The sequence below is a fragment of the Rhodococcus sp. 06-235-1A genome (assembly GCF_002258785.1).
GTDB lineage: Bacteria > Actinomycetota > Actinomycetes > Mycobacteriales > Mycobacteriaceae > Rhodococcoides.
The window spans coordinates 64,973-87,578 of record NZ_NOYI01000016.1; the positions used below are offsets into that span (position 1 = coordinate 64,973).

General features: G+C 60.6%; 21 protein-coding genes and 1 pseudogene. 15 read left to right on the forward strand and 7 right to left on the reverse strand.

Annotation, left to right across the window (positions count from 1 at the left end; genetic code table 11):
- Window positions 1–262: 262 nt before the first annotated feature.
- From CH275_RS16680 to istB, 4 genes are all read left to right on the forward strand, one after another.
- Window positions 263–628 (forward strand): helix-turn-helix domain-containing protein, encoded by a 366-nt coding sequence (locus CH275_RS16680; RefSeq protein ID WP_306436952.1) that lies wholly within the window; start codon window positions 263–265, stop codon window positions 626–628.
- 43 nt (window positions 629–671) lie between these two features.
- Window positions 672–1,313, forward strand: a complete 642-nt coding sequence (locus CH275_RS16685; RefSeq protein WP_256991071.1) for a PIN domain-containing protein — start codon at window positions 672–674, stop codon at window positions 1,311–1,313.
- 663 nt (window positions 1,314–1,976) lie between these two features.
- Window positions 1,977–3,365: a Mu transposase domain-containing protein gene (locus CH275_RS16690; protein ID WP_094679460.1), complete on the forward strand. Its 1,389-nt coding sequence runs from the start codon at window positions 1,977–1,979 to the stop codon at window positions 3,363–3,365.
- The gene (istB, locus tag CH275_RS16695; protein ID WP_094679461.1) at window positions 3,365–4,207 is read left to right on the forward strand and encodes an IS21-like element helper ATPase IstB; all 843 of its coding nucleotides are present in this window, start codon (window positions 3,365–3,367) and stop codon (window positions 4,205–4,207) included. Before CH275_RS16690 ends, istB begins: the two co-directional genes overlap by 1 nt.
- A 270-nt stretch (window positions 4,208–4,477) precedes the next feature.
- Here the strand turns inward: istB and CH275_RS16700 are convergent, their stop codons facing one another.
- From CH275_RS16700 to CH275_RS16725, 6 genes are all read right to left on the reverse strand, one after another.
- Window positions 4,478–4,957: a hypothetical protein gene (locus CH275_RS16700; RefSeq protein ID WP_094679462.1), complete on the reverse strand. Its 480-nt coding sequence runs from the start codon at window positions 4,955–4,957 to the stop codon at window positions 4,478–4,480.
- Window positions 4,958–5,262: 305 nt separating this feature from the next.
- A complete protein-coding gene (locus CH275_RS16705; protein ID WP_256991072.1) occupies window positions 5,263–6,912 on the reverse strand; it encodes an LGFP repeat-containing protein in 1,650 nt (549 codons plus the stop codon).
- Window positions 6,884–7,069, reverse strand: a complete 186-nt coding sequence (locus CH275_RS16710; protein WP_094679464.1) for a hypothetical protein — start codon at window positions 7,067–7,069, stop codon at window positions 6,884–6,886. The genes CH275_RS16705 and CH275_RS16710 overlap by 29 nt, the downstream gene beginning before the upstream one ends.
- 675 nt (window positions 7,070–7,744) lie before the next feature.
- Complete coding sequence (locus CH275_RS16715; protein ID WP_094679465.1) at window positions 7,745–8,386, reverse strand: hypothetical protein; 642 nt, start codon at window positions 8,384–8,386, stop codon at window positions 7,745–7,747.
- The gene (locus CH275_RS16720) at window positions 8,386–9,456 is read right to left on the reverse strand and encodes a matrixin family metalloprotease (protein WP_179276193.1); all 1,071 of its coding nucleotides are present in this window, start codon (window positions 9,454–9,456) and stop codon (window positions 8,386–8,388) included. The genes CH275_RS16715 and CH275_RS16720 overlap by 1 nt, the downstream gene beginning before the upstream one ends.
- A 254-nt stretch (window positions 9,457–9,710) precedes the next feature.
- Window positions 9,711–10,262: a hypothetical protein gene (locus tag CH275_RS16725; RefSeq protein ID WP_094679467.1), complete on the reverse strand. Its 552-nt coding sequence runs from the start codon at window positions 10,260–10,262 to the stop codon at window positions 9,711–9,713.
- 436 nt (window positions 10,263–10,698) lie between these two features.
- On the opposite strand from CH275_RS16725, the gene CH275_RS16730 reads away from it, so the two are divergent.
- The 4 genes from CH275_RS16730 (at window position 10,699) to CH275_RS16745 (ending at window position 14,881) form a co-directional block, all read left to right on the forward strand.
- On the forward strand, window positions 10,699–11,724 hold the full coding sequence (locus CH275_RS16730; protein ID WP_094679468.1) for an AlbA family DNA-binding domain-containing protein: 1,026 nt from the start codon (window positions 10,699–10,701) through the stop codon (window positions 11,722–11,724).
- 656 nt (window positions 11,725–12,380) lie between these two features.
- Window positions 12,381–13,217, forward strand: a complete 837-nt coding sequence (locus CH275_RS16735; RefSeq protein WP_094679469.1) for a hypothetical protein — start codon at window positions 12,381–12,383, stop codon at window positions 13,215–13,217.
- A complete protein-coding gene (locus CH275_RS16740) occupies window positions 13,207–13,995 on the forward strand; it encodes an adenylate/guanylate cyclase domain-containing protein (protein ID WP_179276194.1) in 789 nt (262 codons plus the stop codon). The genes CH275_RS16735 and CH275_RS16740 overlap by 11 nt, the downstream gene beginning before the upstream one ends.
- 178 nt (window positions 13,996–14,173) lie before the next feature.
- Window positions 14,174–14,881 carry a hypothetical protein gene (locus CH275_RS16745; RefSeq protein WP_143546801.1) on the forward strand — a complete coding sequence of 236 codons (708 nt, stop codon included), beginning with the start codon at window positions 14,174–14,176 and terminating at the stop codon, window positions 14,879–14,881.
- A gap of 67 nt (window positions 14,882–14,948) precedes the next feature.
- Here the strand turns inward: CH275_RS16745 and CH275_RS16750 are convergent, their stop codons facing one another.
- Window positions 14,949–15,470, reverse strand: coding sequence for a recombinase family protein (locus tag CH275_RS16750; RefSeq protein ID WP_094679472.1), 522 nt, complete (start codon window positions 15,468–15,470; stop codon window positions 14,949–14,951).
- Window positions 15,471–15,611: 141 nt separating this feature from the next.
- Between CH275_RS16750 and CH275_RS16755 the strand changes: the two genes are divergently transcribed.
- From CH275_RS16755 to CH275_RS16785, 7 genes and pseudogenes are all read left to right on the forward strand, one after another.
- Window positions 15,612–17,294: a Mu transposase C-terminal domain-containing protein gene (locus CH275_RS16755; RefSeq protein WP_256991073.1), complete on the forward strand. Its 1,683-nt coding sequence runs from the start codon at window positions 15,612–15,614 to the stop codon at window positions 17,292–17,294.
- A 4-nt stretch (window positions 17,295–17,298) separates the two neighbouring features.
- Window positions 17,299–18,263: pseudogene (locus CH275_RS16760) on the forward strand (TniB family NTP-binding protein).
- Entirely contained in the window at window positions 18,260–19,483 is a 1,224-nt protein-coding gene (locus CH275_RS16765) for a TniQ family protein (RefSeq protein ID WP_256991074.1), read from the forward strand. The pseudogene CH275_RS16760 and the gene CH275_RS16765 overlap by 4 nt, the downstream one beginning before the upstream one ends.
- Window positions 19,484–19,833: 350 nt before the next feature.
- Window positions 19,834–20,247 carry a GNAT family N-acetyltransferase gene (locus CH275_RS16770; RefSeq protein ID WP_256991081.1) on the forward strand — a complete coding sequence of 138 codons (414 nt, stop codon included), beginning with the start codon at window positions 19,834–19,836 and terminating at the stop codon, window positions 20,245–20,247.
- A gap of 117 nt (window positions 20,248–20,364) precedes the next feature.
- On the forward strand, window positions 20,365–20,961 hold the full coding sequence (locus CH275_RS16775; protein WP_094679473.1) for a GNAT family N-acetyltransferase: 597 nt from the start codon (window positions 20,365–20,367) through the stop codon (window positions 20,959–20,961).
- A gap of 241 nt (window positions 20,962–21,202) precedes the next feature.
- Window positions 21,203–21,631, forward strand: coding sequence for a pyridoxamine 5'-phosphate oxidase family protein (locus CH275_RS16780; protein ID WP_094679474.1), 429 nt, complete (start codon window positions 21,203–21,205; stop codon window positions 21,629–21,631).
- Between the two features lie 103 nt (window positions 21,632–21,734).
- Window positions 21,735–22,541, forward strand: coding sequence for an aminoglycoside 6-adenylyltransferase (locus CH275_RS16785; RefSeq protein WP_094679475.1), 807 nt, complete (start codon window positions 21,735–21,737; stop codon window positions 22,539–22,541).
- The last annotated feature ends 65 nt before the right edge of the window (window positions 22,542–22,606 follow it).

Here is a 22,606-nt window from a genome sequence, read left to right on the forward strand (position 1 = left end):
ATCTGATTTTGAGCCTGCCTACTGAACTAGCTGGTGCTTCGCGCGGCGAGAGGGCATCTCGCATGGTCTCGCAGTCGGCGGCGAAAGTGACCGAACGATCGCATAGTGACACGGCAACGTGCCGTCAGGCCCAAGCTCGAACTCCAGCATCTCCAGCTAAAGGACGTTGCACTTATAAGTGAAAGGGGTTATGGTTCTGCTCAGGAGGTTGGAAACCATGCAGACATTGACGGATCGCGTTGAAACCAAGGTGGCGCTCTCGGTGACGTCAGCCGAAGTCGCTCAGGCCGGCTCCATCGACAGCGCTCAGCTCGCCGCAACGCTTCCGCCCGAACTTGCCGACGTGATTGCAGCAGCGCTGTCGATCATTGCACGTGGGGGAACCGTGACGATCGGATCTCTTCCGAGCGAGTTGTCTACGACCACTGCTGCCGACATACTCGACATCTCTCGTCCGACGCTGATGAAGCTGATCAAGACTGGCGCGCTTCCCTCGTACAAAGTCGGTTCCCACACTCGCCTCAAGGCGAGCGATGTAACCGCGTACAGAGAGAACCTGCGGAACCAGCAGCGAGCTGCGTTCAACGATCTTCGCGACTACGAAGACATGCTCGACGCGGACAACTGACGTTCACTGCCCCTCGGTACCTCTGCACCGCTATCCTTCACGGATGAGTGCAGGGGTGCCCAAGGTGCTGGTCGACGCCAATATTTTCTACTCCAGAACATTACGCGACTGGGTCGGCCTGATGGCCCTTCGCTCAGGTCCCGCCCTGTTCGACGTTCGATGGACAGAAGACGTGATCGCCGAGACGCTTTATCACCTTCGTAAGAAGCATCCTTTCTGGGACGACGCCCAAGTCGGCGGAGTGCGAGAACGGATAGAAGCCACCTATCCACACGGTCGTATCACCGGCTTTAGCGTGGATCGCTCACTTGCTTACGAGGACGACCACGACGCGCACCTGCACGCAGCCGCCGAACACGGGCGGGTCTCTTATGTGGTGTCAGACGACAAGAAGTTCGCGAAGTTCGCGGCCGACAACGACGAACTCCTGAACTACGAGGTGTACTGCGCCGACGAGTTCCTACTGTGGATAGACCAGAATTCGCAGCCCACAGTGGAAGAAGCGCTCGTAAAACAGCTCGAATACTTCCGTATGAAAGGCCAACAATTCAACCTCGTCACCGCACTTCAAGATGCCGGCGCAACGGGATTCGCTGAGCGTATCCGGGTGTACCTCGGATCATCACCAGCAGTAACGAAGGTTCTGTCCAAGCCCGCGACGAAGCGGGCCCCCAGCAAGGTGTGAAATCAACGGCTTCGCAGGCTCGGTTTGTGACTTCAAGTCGAATCCAGTAACTATTTCCGCGTAATCGGGGGTATGAGACATCCACCGCGCGCTGCTCAATGGCCCACTTTACAGCGGCGCTGCTCTGTACGTGTTCTGTGTTCCCCGGCTCATAGTCTTGTATCAGCGCTACCGCGGCGCGCGATTCTTTGCATACTCCTGACACTCGACCGGACACTCGCACGGGTAAATTCCGGCGTCACCAATGCTGCCGTCAGCGAGTGTGTAGATCTGCTTACCGGGCTGAAACGGCATTCTAAAGCTGCCTGTAGTGCGAGCCATAGAGCGTTAGCGCCGGGGCGTGTGCGGTGTCCCTCTGAGGTGGGTGCAGGGCGAGGCGCGCGTAACTGGTCTGATCCTCGCTCTAGGTGTCGCGCTCAGGCGATTGGTGGCGACCGTGACACAAACGAATGTTTCTGGCACACCTAGATCGAGGGCTGGGGGACCAAGGCATCTTATGCCAAGACTTGGCAGCGTCATCGTTTCGTGACGGCGCTCATCGAAATTCCCCTCTGACGCTCACTGAAATTCCCCACCCGTGTGGCACCGCCAACGAGGGCGGGTCTCCCCGGATGCTGATGGTCTCTGACCACACACCAGCTACCCGAAGGAGACCCGCTCCTCATGCTTACACGGGAGGAAGACGTGGAAATACACGCCCTGCATCAACGAGGCTGGAAGATCGCCGACATCGCGAGACACACCGGCCGCGACCGCAAGACCATCAGGTCCTACCTCAACGGCACCACCACCCCCGGAGTGCGTAAACGCAGCATCCCGGACCCGTTCGAGATGTTCCTCGCCTACGTCATCGCACGCCTGTCCGAGGACCCGCACCTGTGGGTCCGCACCCTGTGCGACGAGCTCGAAGACCTCGGATATTCGATGTCATATCAAACGCTGCACCGCAAGATCCGCGAGCTCAAACTCCGTCCGATCTGCAAAGCCTGCCTCACCGCAACCGAGCGACCCAATGCAGTCATCGATCACCCGCCAGGTGAAGAGACACAATGGGATTGGGTAGATCTACCCAACCCGCCCGCTCCCTGGGGGTGGGGCTCGATGGCGCATCTGTTCGTCGGAACGTTGGCGTGCTCGGGCAAATGGCGCGGTGTCCTCGCCCCGAACATGACCCAACCGCATGTCGTCGACGGACTCGACCGCATCTGCCGAGGTCTTGGCGGCGTCAGCCGAGTCTGGCGGTTCGATCGGATGGCGACAGTCTGCCACCCCGACTCCGGTCGCATCACGGCCAGCTTCGCTGGCGTCGCCAAGTATTACGGTGTCTCCGTGGCGATCTGCCCACCCCGCCGCGGCAACCGCAAAGGTGCGGTGGAGAAGTCCAATCACACTGCAGCCCAACGGTGGTGGCGCACAGTCGCCGACGATCTGACCGTCGAGCAAGCCCAAGCAAGCCTCGACCGGTTCTGCAGTCTGCGCAGTGACACCCGGCTGCGACCCACCAAAGACGGGAAGGCGTCGGTGGCGACGATCGCCACCACCGAGGGGTTGCATCCGATGCCCGCGGCTGCATATCCGGCGATCCTGACCACCGACCGGGTCGTCTCGCGCCAAGCGCTGGTCTCCTATCGCGGCAACCGCTACTCGGTCCCACCCGAACTTGCCTGTGCCGCTGTGATAGTGACGCACGTTCTGGGCTCCGATGTCATCGATATCGTCACCACATCCGGCATCACCATCGCCCGACATCGTCTCGCTGCCGATGGCACCGGGGCGATGGTCCGCGATCACGGACATGTCTACGCCCTCGAACAAGCAGCGATGGCGGGTGCGAACACAGGCCGCCCGCACCGCCGCAAAGAACGAATCCCACCCGGACCCGACGCTCTCGCTGCCGCCGAGAAGCTCCGAGCCTCGGCCGAATCAACACTGTCCTCCAGAGATGGACGGCGCGAAAGCGGCAGTCACGCAGCTGAATCCACTGACACAGGCGCGGTTATCTACGACCTGTCGATCTACGAACGTGCTGCACGCGGAAGGAACACCCTCTGATGGCCGAGAAGAAAACAGGCGACCGGTTGCCGGCACCGAACACGGCAGAAGCGGCGAGTCTCTACCAGCGTCTTCGCGGGCATCTGGCGGTCCTCAAACTCCACGATGCCGCGGAAGCGTTGCCCTCGGTCCTCGACCAAGCAGCGGCCGAGGAACTGTCGATGACCGCGGCGTTGGATCGGTTGCTTTCGATCGAAGTCGAGGCCACCGAGGCACGCCGGTTGACCGGCAGATTGCGGTTCGCGTGTTTGCCGACACCGGCGTCGCTCGAGGACTTCGACTACGACGCCGCAGCCGGTGTCGATCGCAAGCTTATCGACGAGCTCGCGACTTGTCGATACTTGGAGACGGCGACGAATGTGCTGCTCATCGGCCCGCCCGGAGTCGGGAAGACACATCTGTCGGTCGGGCTCGCGAGGGCTGCCGCGCATGCCGGGTATCGGACGTATTTCACCACCGCGGCCGATCTCGCTGCCCGCTGCCATCGAGCTGCGTTGGAGGGTCGGTGGGCGACGACGATGCGTTTCTATGCCGGTCCGACGCTGCTGGTGATCGACGAACTCGGCTATCTTCCGTTGCCCGGTGAGGCTGCATCGGCGCTGTTTCAGGTTGTCTCGCAACGGTATATGAAGACATCGATCGTAATGACGACCAACCGTGGTGTCGGATCGTGGGGTGAGGTGCTCGGAGACAACACCGTCGCAGCAGCGATGCTCGACCGGCTCCTGCATCGCTCCGTCGTGCTCAACCTCGACGGCGATTCCTACCGGCTGCGAGACCACAACGCCCGATCGGAGAAGCTCCGCAAAGCCACCACCGGAACCCGCCAACCACTACAGTGAAGACCGCTCACGGTTGGGGAATTTCGGTGAGCGCGGTTGGGGAATTTCACTGAGCCTCGTCATTCGTGACCGGCTCGGACCGGATGCCAGACACCTTGGGCTGAGCCTGAGGCAGTACGACGTCGGAGTCGCTGACATGTAGCCGGCAACAATGGTCAGGTGAGCCTCGCAAACCACCGTCCGACAGGCCCTCAGCAAGCAGCACGCCGACGACCAGCCGCTACGTCCCGCGGTACGCCCCTGCTCATCCGAGCTGTGGATCGATCCTGCTCAGGTACCGGAAACTGCGACGAAGAGCTGAGTGCCGCCGTCGGACGGCTGGAGAAGGATTGAGATTTCGTTTCCGTTCGGTTTACGGACCTCAGTGAACAAGGCGCTGCCACTGCAGTTGAGACCGAGGCTCTGCCAGGTTGTGTTCGCAGGCACAGCTCCACACGGCACGTCCTGAGGCATAGGGACGTCGGGGTTGAGCTGTTGAAATTCCCGTGCAGCGGTTTCGGCGGGCTGAGGTGCATCGAACCGACCCGTATAGGCAGGCTGACCTGTGAACGAGGATGATCTCGTGAAGTCCTGCGCATCGAACCCGTCCGGTAAATCGATTGCGAGGTCCGACAAGGCCTGTCGAGCGTCCTGCGCGTTGAGCTTCTGTGCCTCGACGCCGTCGGAGTTGCCCCCACAGCCCGCGAAGGCGGCAAGACATCCGCATGTGAGAGTCAGCGTTGCTCGTACCGTTGCGATGCGAAAAGCCATGACAGCATTCTATCTGTATTCTCCACGAATTCCGAAAGTTTCCGTTAGAGGGGTGATCCGTGTGGACGCCTCATCGGCCTGCGTCTATCGTTTCTTGGCAGTGCACAATCAATCAATCGTGTGCGTTGCGAACCGACGCTGAGCGAGATCGATTCAACTCCTTGTATTTTCCTCGCCGCTAGTCCTTCGGAATCAAAGGTGGTGAATCGTAGCGAAGCGGCCCTATTTCGGGTGCAGCACTGCTAATGCAGTGCATACCGCGAAATAGGACCGCTTTCTCGATCTGAAGGACTACTCCTGAGGGGTCAGTTACTGTTTATTTGAACCTCGGTGTCCTTTCCGTAAACAAGAAACGGCTTCGCTATCCCTAGCCGAAATGCTTGGTACCCATTGTTGACGGCCGTCTGTGCGAGCCCGGGATAGTCTGCCTTCCCTGGAGCGAAGTCGTAGATGTCCTGCAAGTGATTGGACTGCAGCGCCGTGTAGTTCCCCAGCTGGTTTGTGATGACTGCAGTTGTTGTTGACATGGAGAACCTCCCTAGGGCGAGGGTGCAGTCTTGATCTGCTGCTGCGACGGGGGACGTCCACGGCGATGAAGTAATCAACTTAATTCGAGTGCTAGTTCGCCCTGCTTCGGTGATTGCCCTTTGAATTGCTGCATCGCGCGCGTCCAGGCCGACTTGACGGGTAGGTTGCGTGGTGCCGTCGTTGTAGTTCTCGCTAGCTGAGCGAAGGCATGTGTCCAAGAAGGACGCGGACACCCCATAGCTGGAACCATCATCGTCGTAGTAGTGTTCGAGCAACTTACGAGGGGTCGGGGCTCCCTGTGTAACGAAATAAGCCTTGGTGCTCTCTGCAACCGCGTAGTTATTCGCAGTCAAGGATCCATCTGCATCTACAAGATTACCGTAACCGGTCATGTCAGGGCTGATAGTGAAATCGGGGCGTATCGACGTATCGTTCGAATTGAAGTGAACGGGATTCAACTCGGCAGCTGGAGTAATCAGGCCCTCGAAGTAATTGTTTGCGGCGACATACATCGCCCCGTGAGCGAAATTTTGATCCGCTGAACCGGTCTCGCCATTGCGCGGGAGGGTGTCCGAGGTCGGGTAACCGTATTCGCCCGTTTCGTAGCCTGCCCTCGCCCAGATATCGAGAACTCTTCCGTTGACCCAATGAGCGCCATAGCTTGGGTGTGAGTAGATGACACCGTTCTGGAATCGGTCCATCTGGCCTTGCCCATCTGGAAGTCCAGCCTGGTCTTGGGTGGGGTATCCGAGGAAGCTGCTGCCGGGCGTGAGTCCGCCGACGGAGTTGTATTTGTCCCGTAGCGGTCCGTTGAAGATGGCGGCCCCGACGGCGTTCTGGAACGCGACGTAGATGGCACCCTGCTGGAACTCCTGCCGACGACCACCGTCGGGCAGTAAGATCTCGTCGGTGGTGGGGTACTTGAGCTTGCCGGCTTCGTAATTGTTCTGGCCCCAGCGGTACAGGAAGCTGTTCACCACCGGATGCGCACCTGTTGCAGGCGACCAGTAGATGGGCCCGTTCACGAAAGTCTGTCGGCGGCCGTAATTGTCCGGGTTCGCAACATCGGCGGCCGTGGGGAACGACAGGAAGCTGTTTGAGCCACCAAGGGAGTCGTATTTGACTCGAATCTGACCGCACACCTGGATATTGAAAACCGGCCAGTAGAACGTGCAGTCGGTCGGCGCAGCCAGTGCGCTTGCTCCGCGCTGCATCGACCGCTTCTTCAGAAGACCCGCCTCGGCGATCTCGGCCTTATCTGCGTCTTCCTTCGTATAGCCCTCTGGGATCTCTTCACGATCAGAGCGCATTTTTCCGGGAACGACTGTGTCGTTAGGGTTTTCGGTAGGAAGGCCGGTGAACGGGATCTTCTTCGTAGTCGAAGTGTCCGGCGTGGCCCTAGTTTGCTCCGGTGTTGTCTCCGGCACCGCCGGGGCCTGCTCCGGGACCGCTTGCGGTGCCGAGGTGCCGGTCGGTGCCGCCGCTGTTTCGCAGAGCGGGGTCGGGGCTGCGGACGTAGTCGAGGTGGTTGTCGGCGGAGCCGTACTCGTGGTCGGGGCTGCGGTGGTCGTCGGTGTGGCACACGGATCTACCGATGACGTCGGGGTGGGCTCCGTCGGGGTGGCCTCCGGCGCTGCGCTCGGGGTTGTTGTAGGCGTCGCGGATGGCTGAGCCAGGGCGCCAGAAGTGCCAGTGAGCAACACGAGTGCCACGGTGCTAGCGGTGAACAGCGATCTGGATACCGACCGGGTCAGGCAGCGTGGTGGCCGCAAGGGCCTCGCCGAAACCGTTGTCATGGTTAGTCCTTCGTTCAAGAGATGCAGTGCCCGATTGAGCTGCGATGTGCATCATTCAGCGATTTCGCCGCGATTCACAAGAGCGGACAGAAGTACCAAACGCCCCAAACTAGACTGCATGGTCGTTTATCCGCGCTATATAAACCGGACGAAAGGTTTTCTCGCGTTTTACGGAGAATTTCGCAGAGCGAACGTTTCCAAGCGGGCGAAAGTGAGGGACTATTTGACCATTTGTGATCAACATCACATTGGTGTCGGCGTGTCGTTTGTTTCGGTCGTGAGCCGAACTGATTGAGCCGAGGTGAGTGACTAAAACGAACGTTTCTGTCACACCCGCATACGAGGAGCCGAGCTTCGGTGCAGTCCCAGGTACTGACATCGGAGTAGGCCGAAAACTGGGACTGCACCGTTGCGACTCTTCGGGTCAGGGCAGCGTACGGAAACTTGTAGTGGGTGACCCGTGCTACTTGCCGTCGCCCAACTCGCCTTCCGGCTCGCCGGCGGGCGACTCGGGCTCCTGCTGATTGGCGATTGCGTCACGCATCTCCGCTACTGCTGCGGGTTCAGCCTGGCCGCCGCGTCGTTGCGCTCCCTCCGGATCAAGTTGCTGGGCCTCAACGGTTGGGATCTCTTCGATTCCGTTCGTCGCTGGGCTGGCGGTGTACCAGCCGACGGCCGGATCGAACACCAGGGCCATGACGTAGGAGGACCCGACGGTCATGAGCGAATCGTCACCACTCATGACCACGGTGTTGGCTTCGGCGACGTAGCCGCCGAGTTGAGACACCGTGATTGTTTCCGCCGGCTCGCCTTTGAGGGTCGACAGTACGTCGACCTCGAACTGCGTTTCGGGGTTCGGTTCTTGCCTACTCGTTGATGGGTCGACCTGACTCAGTACCGTTCCAACGATGATGGTGTCCGCCGCTCCGGCCACCATGTTCTCGTTCTCGATGTCGTAGCCCCAGTCCGACGACGCTACGTAGGTCGGCGTTGGAGGCGTAGTCGGGGCAGGATCATTCTCCGTGGCCGGTACCGATGAGCAGGCACTTACGGCGGCCAGAACTGCGCCGACGGCGATTACACTCAGAATACTTCTCTTTTTCATCAGAATCCTGCCCAGATCTCGTTGAATACGATTCGGTCCAATGAATTAGGTATCTGAACCGCACTGTTGATGGGTGTCATCAATTGCGTCTCACAGCTGTGCTTGAGGCCCAGTGCGTGACCGAGTTCGTGGGCCGCCGTGTGATTTCTATTCTGGGTTGAAAGCGATGCCATGTAGGCGTCATTGAAGCTCAGGGTTCGGGTGAAACCGTTGAATTGCCCGACGTATCCGCCGGGAATGTTGACGTCGCGAACCTCCATGGCCGATACGTTGGCAGGGGCTCCCTGGTTGATCGCGATCTTTCCGGCTGTGACCGAGTTCCACTGGTTCACACCACTATCGAGGTTGGTCTGATATTTGGTGGTACCTCGCATCGGCAGTTGCATGGTGTTCGTGTCGACCGCGTGCTCGTACCTGTTGCTGGGGTTCCCGCCGAACGATGTTGCAACGCCTGAGGTTATGTACTTGGTCCCGTTCTTGAACAGCTGCCCTGCTGCACCGAAGGTACCGTTACTTCCCGGCTGCTGGGCGCAGCGTAGTTCGTTCGAGCTGGGGAAGCCGTACTGGCCTGATTCGTAGCCACTCTGCGCCCACTGATTTCTGATGTCGCCCCATGTTGCATAGGCACTGAGGGCTCCGTTCTGGTAGGTGATCGCCCCGCCTTGGAAGTTGTTGTAGCGTCCGCCAATGGCTTGCTCCTCCGCGGTAGTTGGATATCCGAGCCGCCCCCTTTCGTCGCTAGACACCACTGGTTGCTGTGTGGAGGGTGGCCTGTTCCCATAGGTAAGCCATTTCTGCAAAATGAAGCCACCGACCTGCCTGCCGCGGTTCTGATCCACGTCAGGACTCCACACGATTCGATTGGTGTCGAATCCGAATGCTTGCCATCTGCCCCGTTGATCAGAGCCAGCAAGAAGTTCGCCGGTGTTCGGCTCCCCAATACGTGATGAATTGTCGGGATTCAAGAATCGCACAAACTCGCGTTCGATCGAGCCGTAGATCCATTGACCGTTCCGGAATTGGTCGGCGTTAGCTACGCCCGGTGTGGAGATCAGACCCGCAACGATCACCCCGAGGATCGTCGCTGCTCGTACTCGTCTGCGAGCGGTCGCCTGGTGCGTGACTGACCGCCTCGAGGACCCTCTAGTCAAACTCCTCAGTGCCATAGGCTCATTTCCGATGTGAAGGCGGGGTCGGCCCACCGCTGCCCCCGCGTTGAAGAAAACAGAACAAGCTGTTTGTACTCTCTTCGGGTTGTACAGCCAGGCAGCCACGCCCAAGACAAATTCGGTCGTGACAGAACAAGTGCAGACCCTGTCCCGAGTTAGTTCGCGAGCGGGGCGGGCACGATCCGATCGTCCTGGACTGTCAGCCGGTTGATCAGATCAAGCGGTTCATCACTGGGTCTCCCGCAATGATCTTTCGGAAACTGCGGTCGGTATCCGAGACCGGAATCGTCGACCAACCAGACCACGGGAGGGTTGAGGTAGTCGCCTGAGCATGACCCGAGGATTGAAAGTTTCAGCTTGTACGACCTGGCATCGAAGGCATCAGTCACTGCATCAATCCCGTCCCCGAAATAGGTGACTTGGCGAATGTCCGGGTTGAAGTCACCGGGTGCAGCACCTGGTGCCACCTCGCACACCAGGACGGAAGTGGTAGCGAAGCCTGCGGGTGCGCTACCCCATTCTGGGCGTGGAGCTATATCGAGAGTGGCACCGGATTGGACCGCTGCGCTTATTTCCGGGTCGTCGACGCACGATGGCGTCCGCGCAACGGCAGGCGACAGTGCAGGTTCGGGCCACGAATACAGAGCAATCCCAGCGGCCAAGAGCCCGAGAACGAGCAGCAGCACCACCCACACGCGTCGTGTCATGTCTGCACCCTAGTTGTCATCGTTGTACGCCCGGTGGCCGTTCACTCGCAATGATCATCGAGCACGTTGCGAGGAGTCAGTCGGTATTCCCTAGCATCTGAGACCGCCGTTCTGGGGCGCGCCAGACGTCGTCGTTTCCCGGGCTTTGGAAGCTCTGTGGTTCAGCTTACGTTCTTGCACTACTCGGTGCCTGGCCGGCGCATCGATTGGCTGACGGATCGAAGGGTGACAGAAACGATCGTTTCTGTCAGTCTTCGCTGCTCGAATTGACGGTTGGGCGGACCAGCTGCCGAGCGGCAGTGCCAAAAACGTACGCTGAACTCCCGCCCGTCGACTGAGCTAAAAACAACCGGTTGTGGCCGCCAATCCTTGATCCAAACGAGTGCCGGGGCCGGCGCGTTCGTAGACGTGCATTGCCCACTGGAAGGATGGCGGCATGGCTCTGACTATTGACACCTCTCGTGCGCTGCGGACGCCGGATCAGCTGCTAGTGCTCGCGCGGGCGGTGTATGAAGCCTCACCTGAGGATGAAAGCCGATGCATCGAGTGGAAGTCGGGCTACGTCGATTTGACCAGTGCATCATCGTCTTTCGCTACAGGGCGGGCGATTCTTGGGTTGGCCAATCGGGCTGTCGCTGTGGCGAGATCGTCGTTCGAAGGCGTTGGTTATGTGCTGGTCGGGATCGAACCGGGTGATGTGTCCGGGCAAAGAGTGCCGGACAGTGCCGAGCTGTTCAACGCTGTGCAGCGCTACACCGGACACGGGCAGCCGTATTGGAACGCGCACACCGTGGAGGTCGACGGTCAGACTGTGTTGGTGATCGTGGTGGAGCCGCCTCGCGATGGTGACCGTATCTGGTTGCTGCAGAAGGCTTATCAGCCCCCTAAAGGTCCGCTGGTGCCAGAAGGGACAGTATTTGTTCGGCAGGTCGGAGCAACTGAACGTGCCTCGCGTATCGAGCTGGATATCTCGCGTATCGAGCTGGATATGCTGCAGAATCGACTGCTCAGCGGCTCAGAAGCAGAGGCGGCGGCCCTACGTGAGGCTACGCAGCAGCGTGAGCTCAGAGAGTTGATTGCGGATTTAGTGCATGCCGGCAAGCGGTGGACGGACACAGCGCGAAATCTCATTATTACGAGCGCGAGCTCGTCGTGGACCATGAAAGCCATGGCTGAGTGGATAGATACCGACAGCGGGCGACAGCTCGTCGCGGACGCGGAACTGATGAAGCGCAACGTGCGCAAACTTCGGCTCAGCACCGACAATCAGTTGCTGGTGAGGCCTGCGATGGAAGCTCAGGATTGTTTCGAGGACGGGAAGATCTTCGATCCGGTGTACCGCGGTGGTCCGAGCCAAGCGGATGATCGCTCGGTCGGGTATCAATCGATCAATGCAATGAGGGCAGCTCTCGATACCCTGGAGGCCAACGCCGTAGAGTTGCTTGCCCGCATCGGGAGCTGAACACGCGACGAGCTGCCGCACTTTTGAGCTCTGGAAAACGAAGCAAGGGTCTGCGCCATGATGTGGCGCAGACCCTTGCTTCTGACATCAGTCGAGTGCTCTGACCAACTGAGCTAAGGCCCCCTGCGGTGGAGCCTGCGGGGATCGAACCCGCCTCTCTCGAGTAGTGGGGGTGTGGGTGGTGAAACCCGTTAGAGCCCTCTCGCTCTTCATCCTCTCGTGCCTCATCGGCATTGCACCTACCTGGGGTCGCGTAGATCTTTGCGCGACCCCAGGTGATGCAAGCGTCAGTCGGTTCACCGTGCGTTTCTCCCGAAGAAGGTCTCCGCGCCCAGCCTTATCTGCTCGCCGCGGTGCCTGCCCCGAAGAAGAGCACTGCAGTCCGCATTGAGCGAGTCGGTCTCGTGTACCGAACAACCTCTGACTACTAGGACTTTACCAGACTGGAGCGTGCTTGTCCAATCGGTCACCCCGCACCGCTCAGGGGACCTTCGGAAATAATTTAAGAAGAAAACCCAGCTTATAACCGTAATTAATACTTTGAGAAAATCTAACACCTTCGATACGTCGAGCTTGTGGCACTCCCTGTGCTACGCTTGGGCCACTTGCTAAGGAATTACTTCTACTACTCGTACACTACTCCCGGAGGTGCGAAAATGTCGCTGGAGCAGGCGGTGGCGGTCGCATGTGACTTCGAGGAGCGCAGCAAGCGGAGCTCGATCCCGGTTCGAACTGCCTTCGTCCGGTCCGGGCTGCTGCTGGACGCAATGCAAGGTGACCCTCCGATGGCGACTCTTCTCCGCGGTGGACGTGGCGGGTTCGTGCGAATCGCGACAATGCTGGCGTTGATTTGGCGTTGCTCGGCAGAGCCTTACAACACGGACATCAAGGCTTCGGCGATTGCTCGGCTGTGGAATTTGCCGTCACCCGACACCAACGGTGCCCGTCGAGTTCAAGAAGCGTTGGTTGCCCTGGCCGATCGTCGTCTCATCTCGGTCGAGCGGCACCCGGGGAAGCAATCGACGATCACGCTGCTCGACGACGCGGGGACGGGTGGCTCGTACGAGTCGCCGAACAAGGCGTACAACACCGCCCGCCGCCGAAAGGTGAAGCCGGCGGGACTGCTGCGACACAACTACTTCAAGGTCGATGCCAACTGGTGGAAATCTGGGCAGATTCAGCAGCTCAAAGGACCAGGTCTCGCGATGCTCCTCATTTTACTCTCCGAGGACACGCCGCTCAGGCGTGAGACAGGTATCTGGATCAGCCCCAGCAACTTTCAACAGCGCTACGGACTGTCCGTCGACACCCGCAAGGTCGGTCTGAAGCAACTCCAGGATCTGAAGCTCGTATCAGCGTCAGCCCAGCTTCAGCAGGACGTTTTCGTACAAAGCCGCCGGCGAGTGTTCTACGAACTGGCCGACCCTAGAGCTCTGCACGCCAAACGACCGATGGTGCCCACGGGAGAGAATGGTTTCGATAATGACTTTTGATCAGCGGTTTCACTCATTGCAGGACTTCCTTGCGTCGACGGTTGCTGACGTCGACGGCGTCCTCAACGACGGCGGAGGCTTTCCCTTCCCGGTGAAAGGTCGAGAGCTGAACGCGACGGTGCTGTTCGCGGACATCAGCGGATTTTCCACCCGAACCCTCGGAATGACTCCGGCGGAGACGCTCGTCTATGTACAGAACTTCTTTGCCTGGATCACGGCCGAGGCGTTGCACGGTCGGCCAGGCATCGTCGACAAGTACATCGGTGACGAAGTGATGGTGGTCTTCTCCGAGGAGTTCGGATCAGCGGACCCGTTCGGCGACGCCATCCAAGCTGCAATCGCGATGGGCCAACACGACGTTCATGCGTATCGGCCCCACATCGGTGTGGCCAGCGGTCCAGTCATCGTCGGGTACGCAGGGACCGCATTACGGTACGACGTATCGGTCTTCGGAGCCCCGGTAGCACTGGCGGCGAGATGCGCCGCAGTCAAACCCGACCCCACGACGACAGGCTACGTATCGTCCACAATCGTGGCACCGGAATCCGACTGGACCGGGCGACCATTGAGCGACTTCTACCAACCCGACATCCCTGGTGACGAGAGATTCCGGCTCCTCGAGGCTCGAGAGGTCCCGATGAAGGGCATTGGAGATGTCTCGGTGCGAGAGCTCCACAACACCGGCCTCTGGGCTCCGACGATGTCCGCTGAAGCCCGCGCTCGACTTGGCATGGAAACCCTCCGAGAGGCCAATCGCTACTGGCCACGCACGTCATAGTCATTTTGTCTTCTGAGCCTCGAGATCCCGGAGTGCATCGACCGTCCTCCGGCTGGACTATCCGGGGTAGCTCAGCCGAGAACACACGGAGCTGGATAACGTGCCCGTATTTCGGTCTCGGGAGAACTGGCCGAACCCGTGCTGCCGGACAGCACACCGATTCAGCTAGCCTCTAATCGTGCTGCATAGTCCCTCCGCTGCAGGTGGTCTCGGCTTTTGCCATGACGCGGTGCCGCGTCTGCTGCCAACGAATTATCACGGGCCACTCGTAGTTGCGTTGGATTCCAACATCTTGATCGACTTGCAACAGCACGGTTCCGCGCTCTTCGACGACAACGAAGATCTCGGTGCGCACGATCCAGAGTATCGAGCCGAGCTGTTCGCGCTCAGCTACCTAGTCAATATCTGGCTGATGCGCGACATCCGGTTCATCGTCACACCCCGTTCCTATACCGACGCGAAACGGCCAACTCATCGGTTTCTCAGTGGTCGTGTTCCGACGATCGAAGCTCTCGCTGACAGCCTCGCGTTCCAGTACGAGGACTGGAACCTCGCGGCTCCATCGGAGACCGAGGTGAGGATAGACGCGGACCGAGAGATCGGCCTGGGCGACAGTGCTGACCGCGATCTGGTACTCGAAGCCGAAAGCGTTGGAGCGCATGTGTTCTTGACACGCGATGTACGGCTGCGCAAAAACGTGCGGACGGACACCTCCGAGCTCAGGGTTCTGAGTCCAACGGGTCTGGAAACTGGACTGATGGACGGGCACGTCTCGCTACCATGGGGCGGGGGTCTATGCAGTCAAAACCGATGCCCGTATCTCAGTGTCGATGTGCCAGGACCCGACATGGGAAAATGGTCAGCGTTCCTCGGGATCTTCGAGTAGTTCACCAAAGCCCGGTCTCGCGTGACGCCTCAGAAAGACTGAGTCACTCCGCCACACTTACTCGACGCTACTTCAGGTGTCGGTACAGCGTCGACCGCGAGACACCCACGACGTCGCGGATGTCGGCCAAGGACATACCGCCGGCACGCATTCGCCTCGCCTGCTTGATCTTCGCATCGGACATCGAGCGCGGCCGGCCACCCAACCGTCCCTGAGCCCGGGCGGCCGCCAACCCGAGCTGAGTGCGTTCACGAATCAAATTGCGCTCGAACTCAGCCAGCGCCCCGAAAATCGAGTAGATCAACTTCCCACCCGAGGTCGTCGTGTCGATCGACTCCGTCAACGACCTGAACCCCACACCATCGGATTCGAGATCCTCAACCGTCTGCAACAGGTGGGGGAGTGACCGCCCGAGTCGATCGAGCCGCCACACCACCAGAGTGTCACCGGACCGCAGATGCGAGAACAGGTCCGACAACTCCGGCCGCGACGTCGTCGCCCCGCTCGCCGTCTCCACCCACACCCGCGAACACCCCGCAGCGCTCAGAGCGTCCCTCTGCGCATCGACACTCTGCTCGGCCGTCGACACCCGCGCGTACCCCTGTCAGTTTCAGAAGTGGCCCTCATGATTTCCTGGGGTTTGACCTCCGATTGCAGTCATCTTCTGACATTCTGAGTGCAGAAGTGGACTGCACAATCGGTCACCTAGGTTGGGTGTTCGGAGGCTGCGATGGATGCGGACAAGTTCGACGTCGTCGAAGCTGGTGTCTTGACTGCGTCGGCCGAGCAGTGGGAGCAGGCACTGTCACGGTTCGCAGTGCTCAGCGAGCTGTTGGATCAACACTCCATTGGTACCGCCGCGGTCGAGGATGCAGCACGACAGTTGAGTGTCTCGCCCCGGCGGGTGTACGCGCTGTTGTCCAGACTCCGGAATGGGGGAGGGGCGGTCACCGATCTGCTGGTGTCCGCTTCTGCAGGCGGACGCGGACGCACCCGCACGCCAGCCGCGGTGGAAGAAGTGATCGCCGAGCACATCAACCGTGAGTTTCTGGCTCGTCAGAAGCTCAGTGTCGCTGCCCTGCACCGGCGTATCGCGCTGGCCTGTCACCGCGCGGGACTCCCTATCCCAGCCCGCAACACAGTCAATGCCCGGATCGCAGCGCTGCACCCGGGCCAGGTCGCACGTTCGCGTGGCGGACCGGACGCCGCGAGGTCGCGGCAATCTGCGGGCGATGTCCCGCCGCCTGTGACGGCGGTTCTCCAGCAAGTCCAGATCGATCACACCGTGGTCGATCTGATGATCGTCGACGAACACGACCGGGTGCCGATCGGACGTCCTTATCTCACGATTGCCATCGATGTCTTCAGCCGCTGCGTGCCAGGGTTCGTGGTCACACTCGATCCTCCGTCCGCAGTGTCGGTCGGATTGTGTCTGGGCAGGGTGTGCTCGGACAAGAGCGTATGGATCGACGCTCTGGGCCTCGGCGCGGATGTGCGGTGGCCGATGGCCGGAAAGCCGCACCGCTTGTATGTCGATAACGCCTCCGAGTTCAAAAGTGAAGCGCTACAACGGGGTTGCGAGCAGCACGGCATCGACCTCGGCTACCGGCCGCCCGGCAGGCCGCATTACGGCGGGATCGTTGAGCGCATCATCGGCACCGTCATGACCCAGGTACACGAACTCCCCGGCACCACGTTCTCCAACCCAACGCAGCGGGGAAGCTACGACTCGGAGGGCACGGCCGCACTGACCTTGCGAGAATTGGAACGCTGGCTGATCCTGGCCATCGCGGCCTATCACGCGGACGTGCACACCGGTCTGAGTCGGAGCCCCGCTGCGCAGTGGACCAGCAGCACCGACGCCGACACCGCTCTGACGGCGTCGACAGTGGTGGACGAGACCGCATTCCTGGTGGACTTCCTTCCCGTCATACGGCGCCGCCTGACCCGGACGGGGTTCGTCATCGACCACATCCAGTACTTCTCCAACGCTCTGAAACCGTGGATCGCGCGGCGAGAGAAGTTGGGTCAGTTCGTGATCCGGCGTGATCCACGAGATCTGAGCAGGGTGTGGGTCCTGGACCCCGACAGCGGCGGGGGATACATCGAGGTGCCGTATCGAACGATGTCGCATCCTTCAGTGACTTTGTGGGAGCACCGGGCGGCGGTGACACGACTGCGCGAGCACGGCCGAGCAAGTATCGACGAACACGCCTTGTTCTCGATGATCGAGAAGATGCGAGAGATCGCTACATCGGCGCAGAAGGACACCAGACGGGCTCGACGTAACCGCAGTCGTCGTGTGCATCTGACCAGCATTACCACACCACCGCACGCGATGGGCCCGCCCGAGCTCGGCTTAGCGACCGACGACGTGTCGGTTCCGATCTTCGACGACATCGAAGAATGGTGAAACGGTGAACAACGAACCCCGAATCACTCCCGCAGGCGACGGCGACGACCGTAGCTGCGAAGACATCGACCCCGTTAGTGCGGATCTGACCCACCTGCGCAGTTCGGTCAGACCGATCGCAATTCTCCCTGCCGCGCAACGCATCAGGCACATTCGCACCGAACGGTGGATCGGGTATCCGCGTGCACAGTCGGTCATCGAGCACCTCGAGACACTGCTGGCTTGGCCGGACCGACAACGAATGCCAAACTGCTTCTCATCGGACCGACGAACAACGGCAAGTCGATGATCATCGAAAAGTTCCGGCGCGCGCACCCCGCTGTCAGCCTGCCCGACCGTGAGCAGATACCCGTGCTGTGTATGCAGATGCCTCCCGACCCAGCACCCGGACGGTTCTACCTCGCGATGCTCGCCGGACTCGGAACGCCGATCCGCCCACGGAGCCGAGTCCACGAACTCGAACAGCAAGCGATCACGCTGCTGCGAGCGACCGGGGTACGGATGCTGATCATCGACGAGCTGCACAACGTCCTCGCCGGCCGCGACAACGTGCGCCGAGAATTTCTGAACCTGTTGCGGTTTCTGGGCAACGAACTGCGGATCCCTCTCGTCGGAGTCGGCACCCGCGAGGCGTACCTCGCGATTCGCAGCGATGCACAGTTGGAGAACCGTTTTCACCCCATGACGCTGCCGATCTGGATCAGCGACACCGAGACCCTTTCCCTGCTGGCGAGCTTCACCGCCAGCTTCCCGTTGCGTGCGCCCTCGCACCTGACATCGGCGGAGATGACCGATTACCTCCTCACCCGGTGCGAAGGAACCATCGGCGAACTGGCCACGCTGTTGACCGCGGCCGCAGTGACCGCAGTCGAAACCGGAGAGGAATCAATCACCTCACAGGTGTTGACGCAGACCGCCTACTCAGGGCCCACCGAACGCCGTCGCCACTTCGAACGGCACCTGGCATGACACCAGACGATGCTCCTGCAGGACTTGCTCACAGCGGGCATCAACGCTGGCCACTGCACCCGCGACCACTACCTGGTGAGATGCTGACGTCGTGGCTGGCCCGGACCAGCGAACAGTATTCGCTGATCACCGCAGCGGACCTTATCGCCGGGCTCGGCCTCAAGACCTCGGGTGTGGACCTGGACCGCTACACACCCGAGCCGATCTTGAACGCGCTCGCCAAGAGGAGCACCTGCACAGCGGAACGGCTGCGTGAGATGACGCTGGCGGGCTGTACGCCCTGGCTGCTCGACAGCACCGACCCCGTCGAATGCGACTTCGACACCTACGTCCACCAGTTGTCTGTCTTACTGCCACCGGGTCTGGCAATGGCCGATCGACGTCGACGGACACCGCCTGCCGGCACATGGCTTCCCTGGGTGAGCACGTTGACTACGCGGGCATGCCCTCTCTGCATCGACGACCTCGACACCGCCGCCGACATCGCGGTCATGATGGCTCAGCAATGCCCGATGCTGACCAGCTGCACGAAACACCACTGCCGGCTCGAATTCTGCGCTGTCATACCCGGCAGACTTATCTTCTGGGACAGGACATCACCCGGCTCGGACGAGCACGCACCTCCGCTACCGGTCGCGGCGGCCGTCGCAGAAATCGACAGACGCTCAATCACCGCGTTGACGAGCGGAGCGGTCGAGCTCGGCGGAGGCCGTGTTCATGCAGCAGTGTGGTTCAGGCTGCTGCGCACCGTCGTCGACGAAGTATCGACACCTCTGGTCCGCACCGGATGGTGGGCGAAGCCGCTGAGCGCGATCTGGAAATCCACCGGCCACTCTCGCCCGCTCCGAACATCGTGGATTCCGTTCGAGCAACTGCGGTGGGACGAGCAGGCAACAGTCATGCTCGCTGCCGCGACCGCGATCATTGCAGTCGAGAACGACGAGATATTCGCGGACGGTACTGGCGCCGCTCTACTGCGCCCACGCGGGTACGAGCCGGTCGATGCTGGGACCCCTACGACGAGGTTGCACGGTCCGGAACCCGTCCGCAGCGCTTGGGATGACGTGCAAGCGGCGATCGACGCCGTTGTCGCAGAAGCGCGGGTCAACATCGAGACCGCCACAGCTCTGTTCGGATTCGCTCGAACGGGGTGCCGCACAGAAGAAGACATCGATGACCTGGCCTATGCCTTTGTCGAGCTGGGCATTCGACTGGACTAGAGAATGCGAAGTAGGCATTGTCCGTACCGACACGGCCGCGACCTGATGGCCGCGTCCGCGGGTGATCGATCCGCCTGTAAAGACGCGTGATTCTTTGTCTTGCGTTGCCCCACCTGCAGAGGCCAACTCGACGGCGCGCCCTCACCAGGGGCGTCGCTGCCAGCCTCGCCCATGGGCGGTTTCTGCGCCGGATGACCCGAGCAACGGGCAGCATAGGGGTAGCCGGTTGAAGTAACTCATTCGAGTCTATGGCCTGATGAGGCTAGGTTCGAGGTGTGTTGCGAATCGTCCCATTTAAGACAAATCATCAAGCTGGAGCCCTCGACGTTGCCCTCCGCGCGTGGGGGCCGGTGTTCTCACTCCTTGAGGACGCTGTACCGACTTTCGTCTATCGATCCTTCTATCCAGAAGGGTGGAGAAAGCGTCAATATGACGACTTGGCAACGGTTCTCGCGCAGGAACCGGAGAACATAGATGTCGCGCTCAACGGTTCGACGCTTGTGGGGTGGGTCTGCACACGGCTACATCCGGAGGACACCATGGGCGAGATCTACGTACTTGCCGTCGATCCTGATTGGCAGCGTCAAGGAGTTGGTCGTCTGCTGATGCATCACTCCACAGCTCGCGCGAAGTCCGCTGGCATGCAGATGGTGATGGTTGAGACAGGTGACGACCCCGGCCACACTGCCGCCCGCCGAACCTACGAGTCCGACGGTTTCGAGCGGTGGCCGGTCGCACGCTACTTCAAAGACATATCCGACTAGAGCCAGCCGCTCACGACCTGCTATCGAAGCTCCCTTCGTACCGCGACCTAGCCGTGACCGATCCGTTACGGCTACATCTCGCTGGCGCTGCACCGGACGGCAGGTGAGGATAAGGAGATGAGCCGCCCGGTGCTGAACTCGTCCAGGATCGAATTGCGCCCAATGACCCTGCAGCACTTGCCGTTGCTGCACGGCCTCGACTCAGACCCCTTGGTGATGAAGTTCCTCCTGGGGCGAGCACGAACGTCCCAGGAGATCGATGAATTCTGGGCACCCCGATGCGCCGACCGAGTTGCCGATCAAGTGGGGCTCGGGTGGTGGGTCGGCTTCGAGGGCGGCACTTTTCTCGGCTGGTGGGACCTCGGCCGCAGTGGTTCGGCAACTGACGCGCCCGTGAGCACCGATCAGGCCGAGATCGGCTGGCGGGTGATGCGGAAGCATTGGAGGAAGGGGCTGGCTACAGAGGGGGCCTTGTTGCTGCTCGACTATGGATTCGGCAAGCTCGGACTGCAACGTATCTGGGCTGAGACGATGGCGGTCAATTACGCGTCTAGGGGTGTGATGAGCAAGATCGGGATGGACTACGTGCGCACACAGGTCCGCGAGTGGCAGGACCCGCTGCCCGGCGCGGACTACGGGGAGGTGCTCTACGAGATCACAGCGCTGCAGTGGGAACGTAAAACTACAACCGAATCACTCGGCGAGGCAAACTGAGCGACCGGATATCGCCGCCGGCCAAACAGCGCCGAACAGGGTTCGCGGCATCAGGGGCATCGGTGAGGGTGCCTCGTCGAACATTTCGTCGCTAGGGGAGGTGCGCGGTGTGCATACTGCGGGGCGTGTCTGGCGCTGACCTTCATTCGAATACGGCTTCTGGCCTTGACGTCTCGAGCAAGCTAAATCGAGACTGGACCGGCACCTCACTTGCACACGAACGCGGGAGTAGCACGTACACATGGCAACCTGGGCGGACTTCGAACGCGATCGGCCAGAGTTAGCGGGCTTGATCCGGGCACGATTCGAGCAAGGGCGCGACCACGTGCTGGCCACTCTTCGCGCAGACGGTTCCCCTCGCGTCAGTGGCATCGAGATCGCATTTCTGGACGGTGAAGTCCAGCTCGGCATGATGCACGGATCGCGAAAACTTGCGGACATCCAGCGGGATCCCCGCGTGGCCCTGCATGCAGCAACACTCACCGCCGCGGGAACGGACGGGATGCCGGTGGACGCAAAGCTCTCGGGCCAGGCGGAAATATACGTTGACCGCATAGACGAGGACCATCCTGATGCTGCTCAACTTCGAATAGACCTATCGCACGCCTCATACATCCAAGTCGACCCCGATACGGGAGCGATGAAGGTCGACACATGGCAAGGCAACTGAATGGAGAGCGGGAACTGTGGCTCGATGCCAACCCTGAACCGGGCTGAACATCGAACTCCTGCGGGGCGGACGTAATCGCGTCGCGCATACGGATAATGAGACCGTGGACTATGACTTGGCTGTCCGGTCGGTACTGACCTGGGCGAAGCAGAACGAGAATGTCAGGGCCGTCGTTCTCACCGGATCCGCCGCAGCGCACTCAGAGCATCCGCTGTCGGACCGTGACATCGAACTGTACGTCCTCATCACAGAACCGCTGGAAAACGACGATTCCTGGTGGCTCGACCTCGGTGATGTGCTCGCCGTCGAACGGTTGGAGAACGGTGACGACCAGCCCACACGCCTGGTCTACTACGTCGGTGGAAAGCTCGACTTCACGCTGGTGGACGTGGCCGATGCGGCCGGCGAATACGATCGACCGTTCCAGGTCCTTCTCGACAAGGACGGCCTGACAGCGTCCTTCTCGCTGCGGGCATACGAGCCTGAGCGTCCAGACCAAGAGCAGTTCGACGAGTGCTGCAACTGGGCTTCGGCAGCTGCGCTGATGGCAGCGAAAGCCATCGTGCGCGACGAACCGTGGTCCGCGATCACCCGTGATGCGGACCTCAAGTCCGAGCTGTTGCGGATGATCGAGTGGGACCACAACATCCGGTACGGAACGTCACGCGATGTGCGGTACCTGGGCACGCGCATGCGCCAGTGGATGGACGTAGACATCCAGGCCCGCCTCGACAGGTGCTGGGCCATGTTCGGCGACAGCAGCGGCCAGGCCCTCATAGCGACCCTTGCGTTATTTCAGGAGTTGGCCGATCGTGTTGCATCAGAGACGAATCTCGGTGGCTTCCATCACGCCGCAGTACGCAAAGAAGTCGACCGCATATTGAACGCGAACCGCAACGTCGCCGACTGACTGAGGTCGCGTAGAAGCCGACGTCCGCTAACACGATTTTCGGCTGCTCACTATACGGCCGGAGC

Coding starts and splice junctions, on each gene's coding strand:
- CH275_RS16685 (WP_256991071.1), top strand. CDS start 672: ATGAGTGCAGGGGTGCCCAAGGTGCTGGTCGACGCCAATATTTTCTAC.
- CH275_RS16690 (WP_094679460.1), top strand. CDS start 1,977: ATGCTTACACGGGAGGAAGACGTGGAAATACACGCCCTGCATCAACGA.
- istB (WP_094679461.1), top strand. CDS start 3,365: ATGGCCGAGAAGAAAACAGGCGACCGGTTGCCGGCACCGAACACGGCA.
- CH275_RS16700 (WP_094679462.1), bottom strand. CDS start 4,957: ATGGCTTTTCGCATCGCAACGGTACGAGCAACGCTGACTCTCACATGC.
- CH275_RS16715 (WP_094679465.1), bottom strand. CDS start 8,386: ATGAAAAAGAGAAGTATTCTGAGTGTAATCGCCGTCGGCGCAGTTCTG.
- CH275_RS16725 (WP_094679467.1), bottom strand. CDS start 10,262: ATGACACGACGCGTGTGGGTGGTGCTGCTGCTCGTTCTCGGGCTCTTG.
- CH275_RS16730 (WP_094679468.1), top strand. CDS start 10,699: ATGGCTCTGACTATTGACACCTCTCGTGCGCTGCGGACGCCGGATCAG.
- CH275_RS16735 (WP_094679469.1), top strand. CDS start 12,381: ATGTCGCTGGAGCAGGCGGTGGCGGTCGCATGTGACTTCGAGGAGCGC.
- CH275_RS16740 (WP_179276194.1), top strand. CDS start 13,207: ATGACTTTTGATCAGCGGTTTCACTCATTGCAGGACTTCCTTGCGTCG.
- CH275_RS16755 (WP_256991073.1), top strand. CDS start 15,612: ATGGATGCGGACAAGTTCGACGTCGTCGAAGCTGGTGTCTTGACTGCG.
- CH275_RS16765 (WP_256991074.1), top strand. CDS start 18,260: ATGACACCAGACGATGCTCCTGCAGGACTTGCTCACAGCGGGCATCAA.
- CH275_RS16775 (WP_094679473.1), top strand. CDS start 20,365: ATGAGCCGCCCGGTGCTGAACTCGTCCAGGATCGAATTGCGCCCAATG.
- CH275_RS16780 (WP_094679474.1), top strand. CDS start 21,203: ATGGCAACCTGGGCGGACTTCGAACGCGATCGGCCAGAGTTAGCGGGC.